The organism is uncultured Psychrobacter sp. (genome assembly GCF_947500265.1).
Lineage (GTDB): Bacteria > Pseudomonadota > Gammaproteobacteria > Pseudomonadales > Moraxellaceae > Psychrobacter.
On record NZ_CANMRN010000001.1, the window covers coordinates 566,262 to 587,084 of the forward strand.

At 41.7% G+C, this 20,823-nt stretch carries 14 protein-coding genes; 2 read left to right on the forward strand and 12 right to left on the reverse strand.

The features are described 5' to 3' along the window. Positions 1 to 235: 235 nt before the first annotated feature. Positions 236 to 781 carry a hypothetical protein gene (locus Q0788_RS02385; protein ID WP_298807596.1) on the forward strand — a complete coding sequence of 182 codons (546 nt, stop codon included), beginning with the start codon at positions 236 to 238 and terminating at the stop codon, positions 779 to 781. A 201-nt stretch (positions 782 to 982) separates the two neighbouring features. On the opposite strand, the gene Q0788_RS02390 is transcribed toward Q0788_RS02385, so the two are convergent. From Q0788_RS02390 to Q0788_RS02435, 10 genes are all read right to left on the reverse strand, one after another. Next, positions 983 to 1,501: a hypothetical protein gene (locus Q0788_RS02390; protein ID WP_114700081.1), complete on the reverse strand. Its 519-nt coding sequence runs from the start codon at positions 1,499 to 1,501 to the stop codon at positions 983 to 985. A gap of 51 nt (positions 1,502 to 1,552) precedes the next feature. Continuing rightward, a complete protein-coding gene (locus Q0788_RS02395) occupies positions 1,553 to 1,738 on the reverse strand; it encodes a hypothetical protein (protein ID WP_298807599.1) in 186 nt (61 codons plus the stop codon). A 106-nt stretch (positions 1,739 to 1,844) separates the two neighbouring features. Next, entirely contained in the window at positions 1,845 to 4,289 is a 2,445-nt protein-coding gene (locus Q0788_RS02400; protein ID WP_298807600.1) for a site-specific recombinase, read from the reverse strand. Between the two features lie 237 nt (positions 4,290 to 4,526). Next, a complete protein-coding gene (locus tag Q0788_RS02405) occupies positions 4,527 to 6,311 on the reverse strand; it encodes an acyl-CoA dehydrogenase C-terminal domain-containing protein (protein ID WP_101204979.1) in 1,785 nt (594 codons plus the stop codon). Positions 6,312 to 6,659: 348 nt separating this feature from the next. Then, a complete protein-coding gene (locus Q0788_RS02410) occupies positions 6,660 to 8,453 on the reverse strand; it encodes an acyl-CoA dehydrogenase C-terminal domain-containing protein (RefSeq protein ID WP_298807601.1) in 1,794 nt (597 codons plus the stop codon). 592 nt (positions 8,454 to 9,045) lie between these two features. Further along, complete coding sequence (locus tag Q0788_RS02415) at positions 9,046 to 10,758, reverse strand: bifunctional diguanylate cyclase/phosphodiesterase (RefSeq protein ID WP_298807603.1); 1,713 nt, start codon at positions 10,756 to 10,758, stop codon at positions 9,046 to 9,048. A 173-nt stretch (positions 10,759 to 10,931) separates the two neighbouring features. Continuing rightward, complete coding sequence (locus Q0788_RS02420) at positions 10,932 to 11,828, reverse strand: 16S rRNA (uracil(1498)-N(3))-methyltransferase (RefSeq protein WP_298807605.1); 897 nt, start codon at positions 11,826 to 11,828, stop codon at positions 10,932 to 10,934. Positions 11,829 to 12,128: 300 nt separating this feature from the next. After that, positions 12,129 to 12,977 (reverse strand): methylenetetrahydrofolate reductase [NAD(P)H], encoded by an 849-nt coding sequence (gene metF / locus Q0788_RS02425; protein ID WP_298807606.1) that lies wholly within the window; start codon positions 12,975 to 12,977, stop codon positions 12,129 to 12,131. Positions 12,978 to 12,990: 13 nt separating this feature from the next. After that, on the reverse strand, positions 12,991 to 14,415 hold the full coding sequence (gene ahcY / locus Q0788_RS02430) for an adenosylhomocysteinase (protein WP_191113667.1): 1,425 nt from the start codon (positions 14,413 to 14,415) through the stop codon (positions 12,991 to 12,993). A gap of 351 nt (positions 14,416 to 14,766) precedes the next feature. After that, a complete protein-coding gene (locus tag Q0788_RS02435; protein WP_298807607.1) occupies positions 14,767 to 16,710 on the reverse strand; it encodes a TonB-dependent siderophore receptor in 1,944 nt (647 codons plus the stop codon). Between the two features lie 430 nt (positions 16,711 to 17,140). Between Q0788_RS02435 and Q0788_RS02440 the strand changes: the two genes are divergently transcribed. Next, positions 17,141 to 19,129: a mechanosensitive ion channel family protein gene (locus Q0788_RS02440; RefSeq protein WP_298807608.1), complete on the forward strand. Its 1,989-nt coding sequence runs from the start codon at positions 17,141 to 17,143 to the stop codon at positions 19,127 to 19,129. A gap of 60 nt (positions 19,130 to 19,189) precedes the next feature. Here Q0788_RS02440 and Q0788_RS02445 read toward each other — a convergent pair whose 3' ends face one another. Then, positions 19,190 to 19,822, reverse strand: a complete 633-nt coding sequence (locus Q0788_RS02445) for a DNA-3-methyladenine glycosylase 2 family protein (RefSeq protein ID WP_298807609.1) — start codon at positions 19,820 to 19,822, stop codon at positions 19,190 to 19,192. 207 nt (positions 19,823 to 20,029) lie between these two features. After that, complete coding sequence (locus tag Q0788_RS02450; RefSeq protein ID WP_179798976.1) at positions 20,030 to 20,761, reverse strand: Smr/MutS family protein; 732 nt, start codon at positions 20,759 to 20,761, stop codon at positions 20,030 to 20,032. Positions 20,762 to 20,823 lie beyond the last annotated feature (62 nt).

Sequence of the window (20,823 nt, forward strand, 5' to 3'; positions counted from 1 at the left end):
AAGCTATGCTATCAACTCCTTAGTCATTGAAGTTATTTCTAGCACTAGAAGTTAGATGCCTGTATAGCGCACCGATCACGATTTATTAGTATTATTAAGGTTTTTCTGGTCCTTAATACTTAATGTCTATTTTCACTAAAGCATCTTACGTGTTTTGCCAAAAATACTGGCATCAGCCAAATTGCCAAATAACATGTATCTTATGTCTAAACATTCTAAACCTTAAGAGGTGTACATGATTGAAGTTTGTCCATATCATATTGGAGGATTACTTAACTTAGTTTTTTCTCAAGATTCAATCGAACATTATCGTGAAGAAGAGGAATTTGAGAGTTTGGATTTTAGTTGTGAACCAGATGCTCGCTACGCTATAAGACGATGGATAGGTCACGGTTCAAAAGATTTGCCAGAAACATCTGAGGATAGTTTTGGAATTGGCTATCACGATGGGCTATGGGATTCGAAACAGAACAAAAAACTTTTTAAAGAAGATCTTAGATATATATTAACTAAGAATCTATTAGTTTCAAGTGCTGAGTTACCAGGAATTGATTTTAATATAAAAGATACGGTAGATAATTATGACGAATGGAGTGCACAACAAATAAAAAACTGGGAAGATCGACACCATAATTTTTTAATGTTACTTTGGGACGAATGGTTTGATGAACCATTTGAACCAGCCAACTTAGAATTATATCGTGAGAGAGTCGATAGTGGATTTGTTTCATATCCATTTGCACCAAATTCATGGGGAAGTCCTGAATACAAAGAAAATTAACTCTATTCTCAAAAAACCCTTTAAGTACACTGAGAAGTATCCTTCTACTACCGCAATAATTCAAAACCTTGCTACCATTAGCCTATAGCCAGATGTTCGAGTCCTCACTAGGGAACCGTATCCTTAGGTTGAGCTAAACATATATTTTTGGGCGTACCGGATTTTTTGCCTTACCACCTCACTCTATAAAAAATTCAAATTTCATACTGCATGTCGATCGAATATTAGTTCGATTAGATTAAAAACTTCCTTCTCGTCTAAAATTAATCCATTGTAGAGCATAGGTTTTAATGGTTGTCTTATAGAGCTACCTGCTTTTAGATAGATAGTCAATATCCAGTGATTAGTATGACCGCGAGTTAAAGGGTGTAAATCTAACCTTTCGATATCCCGCCATAATATTAAGTGTTGCTGATTTGACTTAAACACATGAAAAAAAGAGACCCCAGCTTGTTCAATCGTTACTATTGGCTTTTTACCTAACCAAATATAAGATAAAAGTAAAAGACCAAAGCTACCACCTCCTATGAGCAACCATCCAATACTAACTATAATCCAATCTCCTTCTTGCTTAGCGATCGGAGCAACAAAGCAACCTAGCATAAATATAAATATCGAGCCAATTATATTCATGAAATGCTGTTTGACGGTATAAGTTAGTTTGATTGGATAAGGAACCAAGTTGTTACTAATTTTTATCCCCTTTTTGAAATGATTCATAATCTGTTTTAGTATCAACTCTACCTTCAAGTCCTTTTACTAAGTCTATCATCAAATCCTTATCCCCCTGCTAGTCAAAAAATCCAACAAATTGTCAGCTGTATATTCCTTTAAACCACCTACTGAGTCATTCTCTAAAGCATCCACAAGAAAAGCACCCAATAGTATTTTTTGCCGGGTCAGTTTCTTATCTAACCTCTGTTCCTCTTTTAAATCATTACTATCAAGTAAGCTCATATTTTTTCCTTGAATTAGCAAATCTATTTATTCTTATAACGGACGTTATGAAAAATGACTTTATTATCAACAGTCGATCGAGCATAAAGCCACCGCAACTACCTATTTAACTAGGCAGCTTTGGTGGTTTTTTAGGTTTTGGTAGAGGTGTTTTTGCGTCACCAGTCTGCTTGTCATCAGAGTCAGTATGGTGTGGCTCATCACTAACAACGTCGCTATCAACCGCACTTATCGTTTTGGTAGCCTTATCGTATTGAATATCATCAGTATAAGGAACGCTGTTTAGTTCGTCATCGACTAAACCATCATCCAAATCCATTACCTTTTCAGGAGAGTTATACGGCTGCGTATGCTCATCTATTGGCTGTTTTTCATAGTTGATGTCTGTGTTGGTCTGTGAATGTTGAGCATCAGCATGTTTAGATTCAGGCAGTATCCTGACATCAGACAGACGCCTTACCACATAATTACTTGGTATAGATTTGCCATTTTTTTGTGCTGAAGTGTCATCAAATATCATGTGACCCTGACTATCGATACGCGCATATTTCATTGGCTTATCACGTGGCCAGAAAAAGTCAGACGGGTGACTAATAATATGGCCAAATACCAGCTTTGTGAGGCGACTCCATTCAAAAAAGCGAACTTCTTTAGAACGTAGGGCGACAAACAGTGCCAGTGAAAAGCTAACGATTAAGTTGACCAGACCAATAAGTGCCACACCAAGTATAGAAATTAGAATGAGGCTCCAGCTGATATCATCAGCAGATATGTTGAATAGTCCGTGTGCCAAGTTTGCTGAAGCAAAGGCAATGTGACGAATATCAATTGGTAAGCCGAAGATATAGCCGATAGTCGCGGTACTACCTAAGAACACCCCGAATAAGAAGTTACCCATGATAGCGCCCAAATTGGCTTCTATAAAGCCGCCTAAACGCTGAAGCCATGAGCTAGGCAATATGTATTTCAACAATCTGTGACGTTGTATACGTGCGCCTACGTTGTTATAAACTGCCAAGTTGTCGTAGTAACCGGCAATCAAACCAGATAAGAACAGGTAAACCCCAGCAATGGCAGCATGGGGCAGCGCTAATGAGTGAAAGGGGTCAAGATCATGTAGCAGGTGTCCTGCTTTCTCAGTGTCAATCATTGGCGCGCCAGTATATTGCAACCAAGCAAAAGATATGATCAAGGCGACGGGTACGGCCAACATGACATTACCCATGATAGCGATAAACTGGGTACGCAAGATATCGACGACCAATTCTGATAGCTTAGTCAACTGATGTGATTTTTTACCAGAGCCTTCAGAAATAGTAGAAGCGATTGCAGCAGCGGTCATGGCTGGCTGCTTGGTCGCGACTGTGCCGCGAATAACATGAATAAATACGAAGCCCAAACCATAGATCATACTGTTGATGAACGCGCGTCCCATGGGTGCGAGCGCTAAGTGGTACGCCAGTATTTTTATGGTTGCCATAAATGCAATGATAAAGCCACCGATAGAGGCTTTTTTGAGCATTTTTTGATAGCCAGCTTTATCGGTACTAATATAATGCTCACCGACGCGACTGGCATTTTCTGTGACTTTGCGAGAGAGTAGTTTGGTATTGTTATCAATTAAATAACCAATACTATAGCGCTGATTGGCCGTAGTGATGAGCGCCTGTATCAGCTCGATAACAGCGCGATCTCGCTTTTGATTATCGTCTGTGACCAGCTCAGTCAAAATCCGCATACGCTGCAAGCTTTGATCTAAACGCAGCATCATATTAGTCAAACGGATAGAAATACCGGTCTTATAAATCCGCTTACGTACGGTAGCGACGATATCTTCGCACTGTTCAAGCATGACCAATAATGGCGCGGGGTCGACTGCTTGCTCGGGTGTGATATCTGTCAAGGTATCAAGCTCATGTGCTTGACGATATTGATTGACGAAGAGTACGGCTTCTTGGTTTTGTGCAACAAAAGATGCTGAGTAGTTCAGTATTTGTGGATAGGACTCCATCAAATCAGGATGCAAGCCGATACCGCTGATGCGGTAAGATAAGATGATAATGGCGTTTAAAATACTGTTTTTTGCGGTAGCGACTAGGTTTAAGTGTTTCTCTTCTACGCGAACCAGCTCAACCAGTTTGTCCCATTTTTCCTTTTCGATATTGGCAAGCCAGCGTTCATCAGAGCGTTTATTAAATAAGTAGCCCACCAGTTCAACGACAGAGTCATCTTGTGGTAATAATGGTAGAAACCGATGGCCTATTAAACGGCGTAAACTATTGAAGAAACCTTGGTCGGACATAATACCAGTATCGGTATACAGCGCAATTTGTCGATATTGGATAATCAGTTTTAGCACAAAACTAGACAGCCCATCTCCATATTCTGGATGCTGATGTATGATATCAATAAGGGATTGAATTTTTTCGTTGGCCAATGCAGGTTCTTTATCACTGACTCGTAGCTCATCAATCAAGCGTTTGAGTACCGCAGGATCTGGCACGTCGCTCAAGGCGGTAATCTGTTGTAAAATGCGTTTTAATTCTGACACGTCGCACCCTTTATCATGGTTGTTTCAATCGTTTTTATTATTTAAGTCGGTATAAGTGGTTGGGTAATGTTTGCCAATCGTTCAATTGTAGTCGAGCGACATCTTGTCTTGCGTTATTTTAATCGGAACGGCCAATTGATATTGAATTATTTTGTTAGCAGTTATTTTGACAAAAAAAAGGACAGTAACACGACTGTCCTTTTAATCAAGGTATTTTAGGTTAGTTTTAAAGCTAACTTAGCTTGCAGGAACGTCGAAATAAGCAAGATCAAAGTTCATCATTGGGTCACTACCAGCTTTGACCATTTGTGCATGAGCATCGATACGCGGTAGGACACGGCCAACGAAATAGTCAGCAAGCTTGGCTTTATTGGTATAAAACTCGCCTTCTTTGCCATTAGCGGCTTCTACCATCAACGCAAACATGTACGAGTAGGCGAGGTAGCCAAACGCATGCATGTAGTCAACCGCACAGCCATTGATTTCGTTTTTGCGTTCGCCGATGTTGTTAAGCACAGTGGTGGTTAGCTCTTCGATAGTATCCGCTGCATTCAACGTAGCTTGTTTGATAGCGTGGTCTGCTTGCATGTTGCTAACAAAGTCACGAATCTCACCCAAGAAGTGAGTGACGTACTTGCCGTTGTTACGAGCAACTTTACGACCTAGTAAGTCAAGCGCTTGAATACCGTTGGTACCTTCATAAATCTGTGCAATACGGGTATCACGAACGATCTGCTCCATACCCCATTCGCGAATATAGCCATGACCACCAAAGACTTGCTGACAATCAACAGTTGCTTCTAGTGCCTTATCAGTCAAGAATGCTTTAGCAACTGGTGTCAGTAGGGCAACACGAGCTGCAGCCGCTTTGGCTGACTCAGGATCGGTACTAAACTTCTCTTCATCAAGGTTTTTGGCAACGTACATCGCAAAACAGCGCGACGCTTCAGTGTTTACTTTGGCGTTCAATAGCATACGACGGACGTCAGCATGATGAATAATAGCATCAGCAGGTTTTTCTGGGCTTTGTAGCTGGGTATCGCTACGGCCTTGACCGCGGTCATTGGCATATAATGCTGCATTTTGATAGGCAAGCTCAGAACCACCAAGGCCTTGCAAGCCCATAGTGACACGCTCGTAGTTCATCATGATAAACATTGATGATAGACCAGTGTTTTCCGCGCCAACCATCCAGCCTTTGGCGTTATCAAAGTTCATGACACAAGTCGCAGAGGCTTTGATACCCATTTTGTGTTCGATAGAGCCTACCGCTAATGTGTTGCGCTCGCCTAAGCTACCATCTGCATTGACCAAGAATTTTGGTACGACAAATAGTGAAATGCCTTTTGAGCCTTCTGGCGCATTAGGTGTTTTTGCCAATACCAAATGAATGATATTGTCAGTAAGGTCATGCTCACCACCAGTGATAAAGATTTTGGTACCAGAGATATCATAGCTACCATCATCATTAGGCACGGCTTTGGTTTTGATAATACCCAAGTCAGTACCAGCATGCGGCTCTGTCAAGCACATGGTGCCAGCCCATTCGCCGTTATACATTTTTTCTAGATAAGTTTGCTTTTGCTCTTCAGAGCCAGCCGCATTTAAACAAAGCGTCGCACCGACTGTTAGGTTTGGATATAGGGCAAATGATTGGTTGGCAGTGAAAACCATTTCTTCGGTGAGCATGGTAACCATTTTAGGGAATCCCTGACCGCCGTATTCAGCATTACCGCTTAAGCCAACCCAGCCTGATTCAGCATATTGCTTATAGGCTTCTTTGAATCCTGTCGGAGTTGTGACGACGCCATCACCTTCGAAAGTTGCGCCTTCTTCATCACCGCTACGGTTAATAGGTAGTAAAATGTTTTTTGACAGTTTTCCCATTTCTTCTAAAATCATATCGACAGTTTCCATGTCGACATGAGCCAAGTTTTCGTTGTTTTGCCAAAACTCTGGCGCCTTGAATACGTCATTTAAGATAAAGCGCATGTCATTAAGAGGGGCATTATAAACAGCCATAAACATTCCTTTGGTTCAAATAATTAAAATTGAAGTTGTTAAGATTATCAACTGTTCTTTTGGTATAACCTTAGCGATTAATAATCAAAGTTTAACAAATAAGCTTGTGAGCGAGTGTATTTCTTCGTGAATTGTGCGTACACCAAAAGTTAGCAGCTGCTATTGAAGTGCTTATAGATACCTTGCTGATAACTATAATGTGAGAAGGTAGACGGGTCGGTGCTTATAGATAGTTGCTACTGTCAAAACTATGTTGATAGTTGTCATAAGCACGCGCAAAACAAAGCGGCAACACACCGAAGTATATTGCCGCTTAAGAGTATACGATTACAAAGTTTAGCGCTTTAATTAAAAGGCAAACTGATCAACGTCCATGCTCATATATGGCTCTACACCAGTGCTGATACGCTGTACATGCGTAGTCGTACGTGGCAATAGCTTAGCAAAGTAGAACTGAGCTGTTTTAACTTTAGCGTCATAGAATGCTTTTTCGCCAGTACCGTCTGCGATAGCAGTCTGAGCAACCAGAGCCATACGCGCCCATAAGTAAGCTAGGGTCACATAACCGCTGAAATACATATAGTCTACCGCAGCGCCGCCGACAGCGTCTGGCGTTTCAGTTGCTTGCATACCGATGCGTGCAGTCAAATCGCCCCATTCTTTAAGATGCTTGGTAAGTGGGCGAATAAACTGACCCATCTCGTCATTTTCTTTGTTTTCTTCACAGAATTCTTGGATAACATTCACAAAGTTCGCAAGTAGCTTACCTTGTGAACCCAAGACTTTACGACCTAACAAGTCAAGCGCTTGAATCTCTGTGGTACCTTCGTATAAGCAAGAAATGCGCGTATCACGTACGTTCTGCTCCATACCCCATTCGCTAACGAAACCATGACCACCATAAACCTGAATACCGTGGTTAGCGGCTTCTAGACCTGTTTCAGTCAAGAAGGCTTTAGCAATTGGTGTCAGTAGTGACAACATTTGATCAGCAAACTTCAACTCTTCGCCTTCACCTTTTGCGACGGTATCTGCAAAGTGTGAGAGATAATAAACTAGCGCACGACCACCTTCAGCAAAGGCTTTTTCAGTTAATAGCATGTTACGAACCGCTGGATGTACGATGATAGGATCAGCGGCTTTTTCTGGTGCTTTCGTACCTGATAGTGAACGCATCGCTAAGCGGTCTTTTGCGTAAGTCAATGAACCTTGGAATGCATACTCTGCTGCAGTCAAACCTTGTACAGCAGTACCGATACGTGCCACGTTCATAAAGGTGAACATGCACTGTAGGCCGCGGTTTTCAGGTCCAATCAAGTAACCCGTTGCGCCATCGAAGTTCATGACACAAGTTGCAGAGGCTTTGATACCCATTTTATGTTCGATAGAGCCACAAACGACATTGTTGCTTTCGCCAACGCTACCATCTGCGTTAACCGTCATTTTCGGGACGATAAACAATGAGATACCTTTGGTGCCAGCAGGCGCGCCTGGTAGACGAGCCAATACAATGTGGATGATGTTGCTAGTTAGGTCATGCTCACCGGCAGAGATGAAAATCTTTTGACCCGTGATGCTATAGCTACCATCTTCTTTAGGCTCAGCTTTGGTACGGATAATACCCAAGTCAGAACCCGCATGCGCTTCAGTAAGACACATCGTGCCTGACCATTCGCCAGTGACCATTTTTTCTAAATAAGTTTGCTTTTGCTCATCAGTACCATGATGCTCGATGGTTTGAATAGCACCATGTGATAGGCCAGGGTACATAGAGAATGACCAGTTAGCCGTACCAACCATTTCATTGATGACAGTAGACAATGAGAACGGCATGTTTTGACCGCCAAAATCTTCTTCAGCAGATAAAGCAGGGAAGCCAAGCTCACAATACGCGTCATAAGCTTCTTTAAAGCCTTTTGGCGTGGTAACGACACCATTGTCAAACTTACAGCCTTCAGCATCACCGCTTTGGTTCAATGGTGACAGTTCGTTTTCAGCAAAGCTTGCAGCCATTTCAAATAGGCTGTCCATTAGCTCGCGGTCAGCTTCTTGGAACGCAGGCAAAGTTTTGTAGTGGCTTTCACTATCGAGTAGTTCATGCATAACGAATTGGATATCACGTAAGGGCGCTTTGTATTGCATAACTTCCTGTCCTTTTTGGAATGTAACCGATCATAGCCAATAATGAGTATATGGTCGCACTATCCTCTAGTGCGTTATTCTTACCTAGCCAATCTGAAAATCTAAATAAAGGATAAACAGTAAAGCAGGTCAACCATGCTATCGATTACATAAAATAGTGTTAAAAAGAGTGGTGATTGTCAGAGTCAATGAGAGATTAAATATGCTCTAACAAATTCACTATAAAAGATAGGCTTTCATAGGTGATTATACAAGTTTGGTGACAGGACTGATAAGTCATGAACCTATCTTGCATCGGTTATGCAATCGACGTTAGGCGCTAGGAAACAGCAGCATTAAGCATATGAAAACTCTAACGTTACTAAGATAGATAGGCCTTTATATGATTAGTATTAACATGAAAAAATGACAGGCAAAAAAATAGCGTTCGCCAGAAAGACAAACGCATCGGTATAAATTACAACACTATTTGGTAGAATCGAGCATGTAAGTTATTTCACAGATATAAACATTAGACATGCTCGTATGCTAGGAGTCTGAACATAGTAGTTTATGATTAATAAGTTATAACTTATAACGAATAGCTTAGCGTTTACTCAGAAGCATTTTGTTTAAGCAGCATCGCAGTGGCGACATCAGCAGCCACGGGTTTGCTAAACCAATAGCCCTGACCAATTTTGCAACCCATATCTAACAACACATCACGCTGCTGCTTAGTTTCGATACCTTCAGCAACGACTTGCATATCTAAAGCGACTGCTAAGTCTAAAATGGCTTTTACAATTGCGTGTTGGGTACGATCAGTTTCAATATTGGAGATAAAGCTCTTATCGATCTTGATAAAATCAAATGGGTATTCTTGCAAGTAGCTCAATGATGCATAACCAGTACCGAAATCATCGAGCGCTAGACGTACGCCAAGCTCTCTAAGCGAGTTAAGCTGTTTTTTTACATTATCATGACGCTGAATCAAAGACGATTCGGTCACTTCGATATGCAATTGATGGGCAGCAACGCCATTCTCTGTCAGTAGTGTGCTCACCATATCAAAGAAGTCAGGGTGGCTAAACTCAGCGGCATCAGCGTTGATACAGACGTGTTGATGAAACCCTTGCTGTTGCCAAACGGCTAGTTGTTTGACTATTTTAATGGCCAGTTGCGAAAACAAATCAAAGGAGAGCTTGTGCGCGATAATGGCATTGATAAAATGAACGGGTTTGAGTAATCCGCGAGTAGGATGTTGCCAACGTACCAATGCTTCAAAACCTGTGATAGCCCCAGTTTCCAATGAGAACTTTGGCTGATAATAAGGAACGAATTGACCTTCAAGGGTAGCAGTCCTAAGCTCAGACTCTAGCTCTAAGCTACCAGCGGTAGCGCTTTCAATTGCCTCGTCGTACCAGCGAATATCATCGCCACCATGCTGCTTGACATAGTCCAATGCTTTTTCTGCTTTGGTCAATAAACCCGTTACTTCGTTATCATCTTTTGGAAAACAGCTGACACCCACAGAAATATGGTAATAGATATTTGCATCTGTTGCATGGCTCTTATCAGTAGAGAAGGGGCGTTCACACATTTGCATAAGTGTGTCTAGTTGATGACGTACCATATTGGCATCTTTAACTTCAAACAGTAGCGCAAAATCATCACCACCAAAGTGAGAAAAGGAGCGTAAATTATGCAGCTTGAGCTTTTCGACTCCTTCTACAAAGTTTTTTATTAAGTCATTGGCACCATCAGGCCCTAGTAGGCTGGCAAGATTGCGATAGCGGTCAATGTTTAAGCGTACAAGGACAACCTCTTGGTAACTATCTAATAGCATGTCACTTGTTTGACTCAAAAACACCTTGCGGTTAGGAAGCCCCGTGAGTTGATCATAGTTGAGTAAATGCGCGACCTGTTTTTGGTCTTTGATAACGGATGACATGTCACGCAACATACCGACATGGTAGGCTGTCTGCTCGACATAAATCTTGCGATAAGTGACATGGCAATCAATAGGTTCGCCATAACGATTGATCATCGAAAAATCAAGTTCGTAAAATCCATGACTGTCTAGGTTTTTACTGATGTCTTTCAAGATAAGCTGCTCTGCTTCTGATAAAAATTCGGCAGCATAAATACCAAGTGGCCGACCAACTAAGAACTCTTCTTTGTAGCCAATCATAAGCTCATAACTGGCATTAACCGCTAAATAACGTAGATTTTCGTCTAGTATAAATATGGCGTCTTCAAGCTGTTCACATAGCGTACTCATCAACTGCTGCTTGATTGATACTGGAATAGTGTCAAAATTGCTCATAATAATGGCTCACAAAAGATAAGGGCTTATAAAAATAAGAACTGCATTATCAATTTATTAACATTGAGTTGGCATCGCATTTTACTGTGTACGATACAGAACAGATATTATTTTTGACTATAAGCATAAAGGATAAAAACTACGATAGTCATACTAATACTTATCAGTTTTTACTAGGTGCTTAAGGCGTGTAAAGTAGCTAACGCTACTACTGGTGCAGTTTCGGTACGCAAGACTCTTGTGCCGATCTGCCAAGGCTCAAATCCAACACTCTGTGCCTGCTGACATTCATCTTGACTCAGACCACCCTCAGGTCCGATCAACAGTTTGATATAAGGGGTCTGTTGTTTAAGAATATCAGATAGAGCGTTAGGCGTGGCGGGTTGTCCTGCTGCTGGTACGCTCATCTGCATACACAGATCTGCAGCGTTTGCTAATACTTGGTAGTAAGAATTATGACTAAGCACAGAAACGATAGAACTGACGGCCATTTGCACCTTCGTAACATCAGTAGCCATAGCTTCAGTAGTCTTAGCATCAGAATTGGTATTACTTAGCCATTCGTTGATAGATTGTGGCGCAAGAATAAGAGGCGGACGATTAAGACCGCATTGTTCACAAGCGGCGATTGCTACTTGTTGCCAATGCGCCAGTTTCTTTTCAACTTGGGCAGGTTTCAATGTGACTTCACCATGGTGGCTGCTGAGCAACTGAATGGCAGTCACTCCAAGCTCAGTTGCTTTTTGGATAGCATAGTCCATACGCTCACCACGGCTCATTACCAAACCAATCTGAGTGATAGTAGGCGGCGTACGATCGTCGTCTATATGTGTAAGCAAAGTAGCAGTGGCATTTTTTTTACTGATTGCCTGTAGCTCTACTGTATATTCGCCACCAAATCCATCGAACAAAACCCCTTGATCGCCAATATTTGCTCGTAGTACACGGCACCAGTGATGGACAACGCTATCTGGTAATTCGACATTGCTACCTAGCGGTAACTCACCCAATTTAGGTAGTGGTGAGGCATCAGCGTTGTCGTTGTTAATGGCATAAAAAAAACGTCGCACGTGGTCTTATTCCTATTATTTGATTGAGTATAGTTATTATTAGATCTATAGAATATCACTTGAGACAATTAATGACATTTGTTTTATGAGAATTTTTCTTAATAAAGATAATTATTTTTAGAGCAGCATTATTGCACAGTGAAGAAATTTTTAAAAATTAAATAAGATAAAGTGTATGAATAAAACGGTAAAGGGTTATTGGTCAAAATTCTGGCAATAAAAAACTGGCGCTCCTAAAAGCGCCAGTCATTAATAATGTATTCAGGAATGATTAAGGGGTATTTTAGAATGCTTACAAATTTAAGCGGTCAATCCCAACGCTTCTACCAAGCGTTTGTTTGGCTCAACTTTGTTCATACTATAAAAATGCATGGCAGGTACGCCCTCGGCAATCAAGCGTTCACACAAGCGATAAACCACATCAAAGCCAAACTCACGAATAGCCTTACGATCATCACCAAAATCCGTCAACTGCTTACGTACATAGCGCGGAATATCAGCGCCACAGCTATCAGCAAAACGCAAGAGATTGCTCGAATTGGTAATTGGCATGATACCAGCGACCAAAGGCTGAGCTACTGTATCAATACCGCGTTTCTCTAACTTATCACGCAAGTACAGATAGCTGTCAGCGTTGTAGAAAAACTGAGTAATCGACGCATTGGCACCAGCTTGGTATTTATTTACCAAGTTATCAATATCAAACTCAAAGCTACGCGCTTGTGGGTGCATTTCAGGGTAGGAGGCCACTTCGATATGGAAGTGATCACCTGAATGCTCACGAATGTACTTTACCAAATCTACCGCAAATGGTAGTTCACCCATGCCCACCTGACCTGATGGCAAGTCGCCGCGTAGCGCTACTAAGCGTCTAATACCTAAAGTCTTATAATACTCGAGCAATTCAGCGATTTCACTTTTATCATCACCAATACAAGACAGGTGCGGCGCGACTTCAGTGGTACCACGCGTACTTAGTGCCTGTACGATATCTAAGGTGCGGCTACGGGTTGAACCGCCCGCACCATAAGTTACCGAAAAATAAGCTGGTGACAACTTATTAAGCTCATCGTAAGTGCTGAGAAGCTTTTCGTGACCTTGCTCGGTCTTTGCAGGAAAGAACTCAAAGGAGAAAGCAGGCTTACTCACAGTCAGGCTCCTTTTAGTATTTATAAGCGTCAGGCTTGAATGGACCTTCAACTGGTACACCCAAATACTCAGCTTGCTTTTGGGTCAGCTTAGTTAGCGTACCGTTAAAGCCTGCAACCATCGCAGCGGCCACTTCTTCGTCTAACTTCTTAGGCAATACTTTTACGTATAGGTTGTCAGTACGTTGGTCAGCTGGCAAGTCAGCAAACTTCTCTTCGAACAGATACATTTGAGCCAATACTTGGTTGGCAAATGAGCCGTCCATCACGCGTGATGGGTGACCAGTTGCGTTACCTAGGTTCACTAGGCGACCTTCAGCAAGCAAGATCAAATAGTCGTTCTCATCGTCTGAGCGGAAGATTTGATGAACTTGTGGCTTGATTTCAACCCAGCGCCAGTTGTCACGCATAAACTGTGTGTCGATTTCGGTATCAAAGTGACCGATGTTACATACCACAGCACCAGGTTTAAGGGCTGCTAACATATGTCTATCACAAACATGGTAGTTACCAGTAGTCGTGACGATCATGTCAGTGTCTTCAAGCAAACGCTTGTTGATGCTGGCTGCGCCGCCCGTGTTATCACCGTCGATGTATGGTGATAAGACTTCAAAACCGTCCATACATGCCTGCATAGCACAAATAGGGTCAACTTCTGAGACCCGTACGATCATGCCTTCTTGGCGTAAGCTTTGTGTAGAGCCTTTACCTACATCGCCGTAACCGATAACCAAAGCGCGGCGACCAGCAAGGAACATATCGGTAGCACGTTTGATAGCATCGTTTAAGCTATGACGGCAGCCGTATTTGTTATCGTTTTTAGACTTGGTAACCGCATCGTTGACGTTGATGGCTGGTACTTTAAGCGTACCTTTACCAAGCATCTCAACCAAGCGATGAACGCCAGTAGTGGTTTCTTCTGAGATACCATGGATGTTATCAAGCAGCTCTGCATAATCGCTGTGAATCAAAGCAGTCAAATCACCGCCATCATCTAAAATTAAGTTAGCATCCCAAAGTTGGCCTGACGCTTCGCCGCCAACATGTACTTGCTGACGTAGGCACCACTCGTACTCTTCTTCTGTTTCGCCTTTCCAAGCATAAACAGAGATACCAGCAGCGGCAATTGCAGCAGCAGCATGGTCTTGAGTTGAGAAGATGTTACATGATGTCCAGCGTACTTCAGCACCTAGCGCGACTAGTGTCTCGATAAGTACGGCAGTCTGAATAGTCATGTGGATACAGCCAGCGATTTTCGCGCCTTTAAGCGGCTGGTCTGCTTCGTAGCGACGACGCAAGCCCATTAGGGCAGGCATTTCGGCTTCAGCAAGGGTGATTTCACGGCGGCCGTAATCAGCAAGGCTGATGTCAGCGACTTTGTAGTCAGTGAAAGAGGGATCGATCGTATGGGCAGATGGTGTAGTAGACACTGCGTCCATAATATGCTCCTATCAGTGGTTAACGAATGATAAAAAGAATAAAAACGCAGGTGCCGTTGTTTGCGCTGTGAGCGACCAAAAATATGGTCTTTCGACAGTTAACCGAGCCTAACATAACCTGTGATTGCATAACTATAGAATGTTAATGCAGTAAATCACTGTTATGGCGCAACACCTCTCGGAGGTCGTTATTGTAATAGATGAGTGGTTAATTGTCACCTATTGACTGAGATAAATGATAAGCAGTCATGGTATAAGTACCTGTATGTTTTTCATAGGTATAAAAAAAGGCCACCTGTAGATGACCTTTTATATTTAAATAAGCGCTAGGTTTTTAATTGCTAAATTAGCTTAGTACCAGTTATAAGTTAAAGAGGTGAAGAAATTGGTGCCGTCTTGGTTATAACGTGAAGCATATTGACCAAAGCTTTCATTGGTCGAGTAATCTACATTTGTTATATTGTTAATACGACTAGTCCATGTCAGATTTGGGCTTACATAATAGTTACCGCTAATATTAAACAATGTATAGTCATCTATAAATGTACTGTTATCTGAAACATTATATGTTTTGCCAACATACTCAGCTTCAGCACGAATGTCAAATTCGGCAGCTTGGTATCCTATATATACTAAGCCAGTATGCTCTGGTCGATAGACCAACTGTTTGCCTTTATTGGCGCCAGAAAGCTCTTCTGCATTGGTATAGGTATATTGGCTACCTAATAGCACATTATTGATCTGCCAGTCTGACGTTAAGCTGTAACCAGACAGTTCTGCTTGATCAATATTAGTTGCTTGATACTTGAAAGTTGATGGATCATATTCATTGCTAATAAGATTCTTGACGCGGCTATAAAATCCTGTCAGACGAGTAGTCTGTAAATCACTATTCGACTCGACAAACAATTCTAGGTTCTTACTTTTTTCAACTTCTAAGTTTTCATTGGGTACATAATAAGCACTTTCAATATATAAGTCATTCAGAGAAGGTGCTCTATAACCAGTAGCGAAGCTAGTACCAAGGCGTAAACTAGGTGCTAGCTTCACAGCATAACCTAGGCTATAGGTAGTTTCGCTATCGAACTGTGAATTTTCATCAAAACGAACGTTCGCTTGAAGGTCATAAGCCTCTTTGTTTAGCTGATAGCCAAGGAAACCGCTCTTGATGATACGATCATTTATCTTATAGCTATCGTTATTATTACTAGGAGTATTGTCATTAATATCTACTTCTTGCTTTAGCCATTCTGCACCAGCCTGTAGCTGTCCTGTAGGTAAGCGATAAATACTTAACAAATTTGCTTGTTTTTGTTTCGTTTCAAATTCATCACCAACTTTGTTATCAACTTTATCCAAACTTTGACCTGTTGATAGCCGCAAGGTCATCTTATCGTTTTCATATTGCGAAAACGCTGATACTGCACCATTTTCTTGATCAATTTCTGCATTTTGACCTGGTCCAAAACTATAGTTATCAAACTCAGTATTTGACTTAGAAAAAAGACCTGTTGCACCGATAGTAATGTTGTCCGTTAAAGGGACGCTTGTATTTAGTGCAAAGTTATTACTTTCAAAACCGTCATCATCTTTATCGTTTCCTGATCGATTTTCAAGAGCTGTAATACCTTTAGTTTGGTTACGATTAGCAGATAGACTCAGTTTGGCACCTGCTTCATTTGCAAACTGCGCGGCTACGCCATAGACATAATGGTCGTTTGAGCCAACGCCAGCAGTCACAGAAAAGTTGGTCTGTTCGATGTTAGAGCCTTTAGTAAAGACTTGAATAACGCCACCCATTGCGTCTGAGCCATAGATACTAGAACCTGATGCACCATATAGTATTTCAATACGATCAATTTGATCGACTGGTAGTAGGGTTAATGCAGGCTGTCCGGATGACATTGAGCCATAACGTACACCGTCGATTAATACCAATACGCGTTTGCTATCATAGCCACGAAGGTAGAAATTGCTGCTTTGACCCATGCCGCCATCTTGTTTAATACTAAATCCTGGCTGACGTCTAAGCACTTCCATTACCGTTTGACCTTGATAACGTTTGAGCTCTTTACTATTTACAACACGTGTCTGAGCAATCACATTACTGACTTTAGTAGGTGTGCGAGTCGCTGTGACGACGATCTCATCAAGTTCAACTTGTGGCAAATTGCTATCGTTGATGGAAGTGTTTTCAGAGGTAGCTGCCATTGCGGTATTTACTGCAAGTAAGCCAAGCGCGCTCAAAATACTTAAACGAAGATAGGTACGTGAAGATGCACGTGATACAGACATAGTCGATTCCAAAGTAATCAAGTTAAAAATGCAGAAATGAGAGGTAACTATCATGACGTAAAAGGGGTCAAAAGTTACAAAAAACAGTATATAAGCAAAACTGCGCTCATTATCTACAAATTAACCCACTTTATAAACTACTTTAACCTAATGTTTATTCAAGGTAGGCTGAATGCTACTCATGTTAGCTTGCTAAATAATCTATTAATACTTTACTTAGATATCCTACGAGAACTTATTCAACTTTATAAGAGAAGCCTATCCTTATAAACACCTACTATTAAGAGCGCACGTAGAGTAAGAAACCAAATACCAATACAGTTAGCTACAAAATTGCGTAATCAAAAGCACTGCTGTTATAAATAATTGTTACTATAGTATGGACGCCACCTGTCATTTATCATGCCATTTTTAAACTAAGAGGTTTGTTTTGTCTATCAAGCATAATCTGACTCCCAGTCCTTCGCCTAATTTATTCTCTGCTATTACTAAAATACCATTTATAGTCGCGATGCTATTACTGACTATGCTGTTGAGTATTGCCTTGCCAAATAATGCTTATGCTGTGGAGGCTGGTGCGCTTGGAGTGGGTAATGACAGTAGTGGAGAGACCGTAAGTACGCCATTGCCTGATTCATTTGGCCGAGATACACCGCGTCATACGGTACAAGGGTTTATTAGTGCGCTGGGTGAAAATGATTATCTGCTGGCAAGTAATTATCTCAACTTATCAAAGTCTGATAACCCAACGACCGTTGTGCGACAGTTCAAACAAGCACTGGATGCAGGAGGGCGTTTTCAGCCGGATCTACAGATTAGCAATTCACCTGAGGGTAATCTAACTGACCAACTGCCACCTAGCCAAGAAAATGTCGGTGTGATTAATATTGGAGAGCGAAGTGTTCCGCTATTGCTAGAAAGGGTGGTCTCAAAACAAAACGAACAATATTGGCAATTCTCTAGCGATACGCTGACCTCAGTACCAGAAGTAATAGAAAATACTGAGCCGACCCTAGTCTCTCGCTATACGGTTGACTCTTTAGATGGTAAAAAGCTTTTCGGTTATCAACTAGCTGATTTGGTCGCCGCGCTCACCATGATTGTGACTAGCTTTGTACTTACTTATGTCGCGGTATGGTTGCTATACCACTTATTAAGGATTGTTTATCCGTATTTGCGTGGTACGCCATTGCCATTACCTAACAAGGTAATATTGCCACTTTCTGTGGTCATTATGGCCCTGATACTATCCGAGGTGATGGTTTATGCAGGCGTATCGGTGACACTACGTGAGCCAGTCAATCGCTTTACGGATATCGCTTCTTGGTTAGCGCTGACTTGGCTACTATTGCGAGTGATTGACGCGATATTTACCCGAGCGGTAAATCTAAGCTACAAGAAAAACTATACTGAGCGAGTCTCAATTTTGGGACTGCTGCGTAAGGTCGTCAAAGCGCTATTACTGATATTTGCAGTGATTGTTATTTTTGGCAATTTGGGTTTTGATTTGACCACTGGTATTGCCGCACTGGGTGTGGGTGGTTTGGCGTTAGCCCTTGGTGCGCAAAAGACGATTGAAAACTTAGTTGGTAGTGTCGTCGTCGTCGCAGATTCACCTGTGCGTATCGGTGACTATTGTAAGTTTGGTACTTACGAAGGGACAGTTATCGACATTGGTATTCGCTCATCGCGTGTACGGACCTTGTCGCGGACGATTGTTACGGTACCAAATGGTGACTTTTCATCGATGCAGATCGAAAACTTTACCTCTCGCGATATGTTTCGTTTTTTCCACTACTTATATATTAAGCGTACCGCTGATCTTGACGTAATATTCAAAATGGTTAATGATTTGGATGAATTTATAAAAGAGCATGATTTAACTAATCAAGAATGGAATCAGGTCAATATTTTGGAGTTGCGCCAAGATTGCTATGTTATTCAGTTGCAAGCTTATGTAAATGCTATTGGTATCATTGAGTTCTATGACAAACAAAACGCTTTGTTTGTCGATATATTAAAGAAAGTCGCGGCATATAAAGTAGAACATGCATTGCCGACTCAGCAGTTGATTGTTAATCAAACGGAGCTTGAACATCATGTGGGAAGTAGCACTGATGAATCAGCAGAAGGAAATGAATCAGATAACAGTAGTAATTCTGCTAATAATGAAGTGTCTGATAACAAGGAAGTAAACACAAGCGTATACAGGAAAGATTACAACGACGATGGCGTTAATATTCGTAAAGATAGCGACAAGGCTAAAAATGATGTTGCAAGTCACCACAAATTCTCTATGGCGACCGTCAGCAGAAGTGGTGCGCTTAAGGCACTAAAGCATAAAAGTCATATGCTAAGAAAAAGTAAGTTTAAGCACACTAAAAACAAGTCTGGTTTTTCTATATGGAATCAGCCTTAAAAGAGACTCTTTTCTTATGAGTAGTGGTGAGTAACACTGGCTATTTCTTTGCTCAGTTAGTTATAAAGGTACTGCAGTTTTATCACGTAATGAGCCGTAGTACGACCAAAGCAATAGACTGGCAGCACTACGATAAGGTGACCAGTGCTGAGTTAAGTTTTTTAGCTGCTTGGGTGTTGGGCGCTCTGCTAAGCCTAACAACTCCATGGCTGCAACTTTAATGGCCAAATCATCGACAGCGAGTATGTCTGCACGTTTTAGCGAAAATAGTAAATACATCTCAGCTGTCCAGCGCCCAATGCCTGTCACGGCTGTCAAGGTTGTTATGACTTCTTCATTTGGTAAAGTTTCTAAGGCTGCAAAGTCTATATCATGATCTACTAATGAACGTACATAACGAGTTTTTTGCTTAGACAATCCTTGCGTCTTCAAACTATCGTCTGTCGCTTCACGTATCGCTTGCGGGGTGATCAATTCTGCATCAACCAACCGTTTCCAAATACTGGCAGCGGCGGCAACTGATAACTGCTGACCAACCATCGCTCTCATCAACTGCTCAAACCCACCTGCATTATGCCTAAGATTAGGTGTCCCGACCTGCTTATGGACAGGAGCAAACCTTGGTTCAATGGTAATCAGTGCAGCAATCTGTCGTTCTAGTTCGTTAGTGTTTTCAGTAGTCTGTATGCTCATAGTGATTCCGCTTTGATAATTAGAAGGAGCTCAAGTCAATATATTAATGCAGAATGAGAAGCTAACATTAAATGGAATGTACATTAAAGAGAGCGTTCATTGAAGGAAGCATTGTTACAGTCCATGTCTGAGCCATGGATAATTGATAAAAAAAGGACTGCAAACAAGCAGTCCTTTTGATGTAGTACCATATCACTAACAGTAGACCTATTCGCCATCTGCTTTAGGTTTTTTAAGTAGTACCAATACAGCACCGTTACCACCATCTTTTGGTGGCGCAGAGCAAAAAGCTAATACTTCTGGCAATTGACGCAACCAGCCATTGATACAGGTTTTTAAAATCGCTTCACTACCTTTACCATGGACGATTTTTACCATAGTTTCGTTTTTCTGCTTGGCTTGGCTTAATAGTTGAGTCATCGCTTCGCGAGCTTCTTCTATCGTACAGCCATGGATATCTACCGCATCATACCAACGCAGCTTGCCTTTTTTGAGTTGATCAAAGATTTTATTTTGCAGTGTTGGCTGCTTATAAGACAAATAAGCTTCAGCAGCGACAGGGTTCAGTAGTGCTTGCATATCTGACAAGCCTGCGCCTAGATCACTGGCTTCACTACCTTGAGCTGCAGCACGTTTTGATAGTGTCGCTGCATCAGGCTTACCTGCTTTAGTTGCGCTGGCAGGTGAGCGGACATTTTTGTCTTCTAGCTGATTGACACCGTGCATGGCTTGCATAAACAGAACTTTATCGTCATCGATATGTTCACTATCTAGCTGCTTAACCGTCTTTTTTACTTGCTTTTGAGTCGGTAGCGATACCGGTTCAGTTGGCTTTTGATTCTCACCTTCAGGTGAATTGGTATCACGCCCCTTGCTCAGCTGGCCTTTGAGTTCTTTGAGCTGGTCTTGCATTTCTTTTGAAAACAGAGAGTTTGACATAAAAGTTAACGTATCGTTGATTGATGAATGGTTGATTGAACTATGTATATAGCGCAGACATT

Excerpts from the sequence above, each read along its gene's own strand:
- Q0788_RS02385 (WP_298807596.1), top strand. The coding sequence starts at position 236 with ATGATTGAAGTTTGTCCATATCATATTGGAGGATTACTTAACTTAGTT.
- Q0788_RS02395 (WP_298807599.1), bottom strand. The coding sequence starts at position 1,738 with ATGAGCTTACTTGATAGTAATGATTTAAAAGAGGAACAGAGGTTAGAT.
- Q0788_RS02445 (WP_298807609.1), bottom strand. The coding sequence starts at position 19,822 with ATGAGCATACAGACTACTGAAAACACTAACGAACTAGAACGACAGATT.
- Q0788_RS02410 (WP_298807601.1), bottom strand. The coding sequence starts at position 8,453 with ATGCAATACAAAGCGCCCTTACGTGATATCCAATTCGTTATGCATGAA.
- Q0788_RS02450 (WP_179798976.1), bottom strand. The coding sequence starts at position 20,761 with ATGTCAAACTCTCTGTTTTCAAAAGAAATGCAAGACCAGCTCAAAGAA.
- Q0788_RS02390 (WP_114700081.1), bottom strand. The coding sequence starts at position 1,501 with ATGAATCATTTCAAAAAGGGGATAAAAATTAGTAACAACTTGGTTCCT.
- ahcY (WP_191113667.1), bottom strand. The coding sequence starts at position 14,415 with ATGGACGCAGTGTCTACTACACCATCTGCCCATACGATCGATCCCTCT.
- Q0788_RS02415 (WP_298807603.1), bottom strand. The coding sequence starts at position 10,758 with ATGAGCAATTTTGACACTATTCCAGTATCAATCAAGCAGCAGTTGATG.
- Q0788_RS02435 (WP_298807607.1), bottom strand. The coding sequence starts at position 16,710 with ATGTCTGTATCACGTGCATCTTCACGTACCTATCTTCGTTTAAGTATT.
- Q0788_RS02405 (WP_101204979.1), bottom strand. The coding sequence starts at position 6,311 with ATGGCTGTTTATAATGCCCCTCTTAATGACATGCGCTTTATCTTAAAT.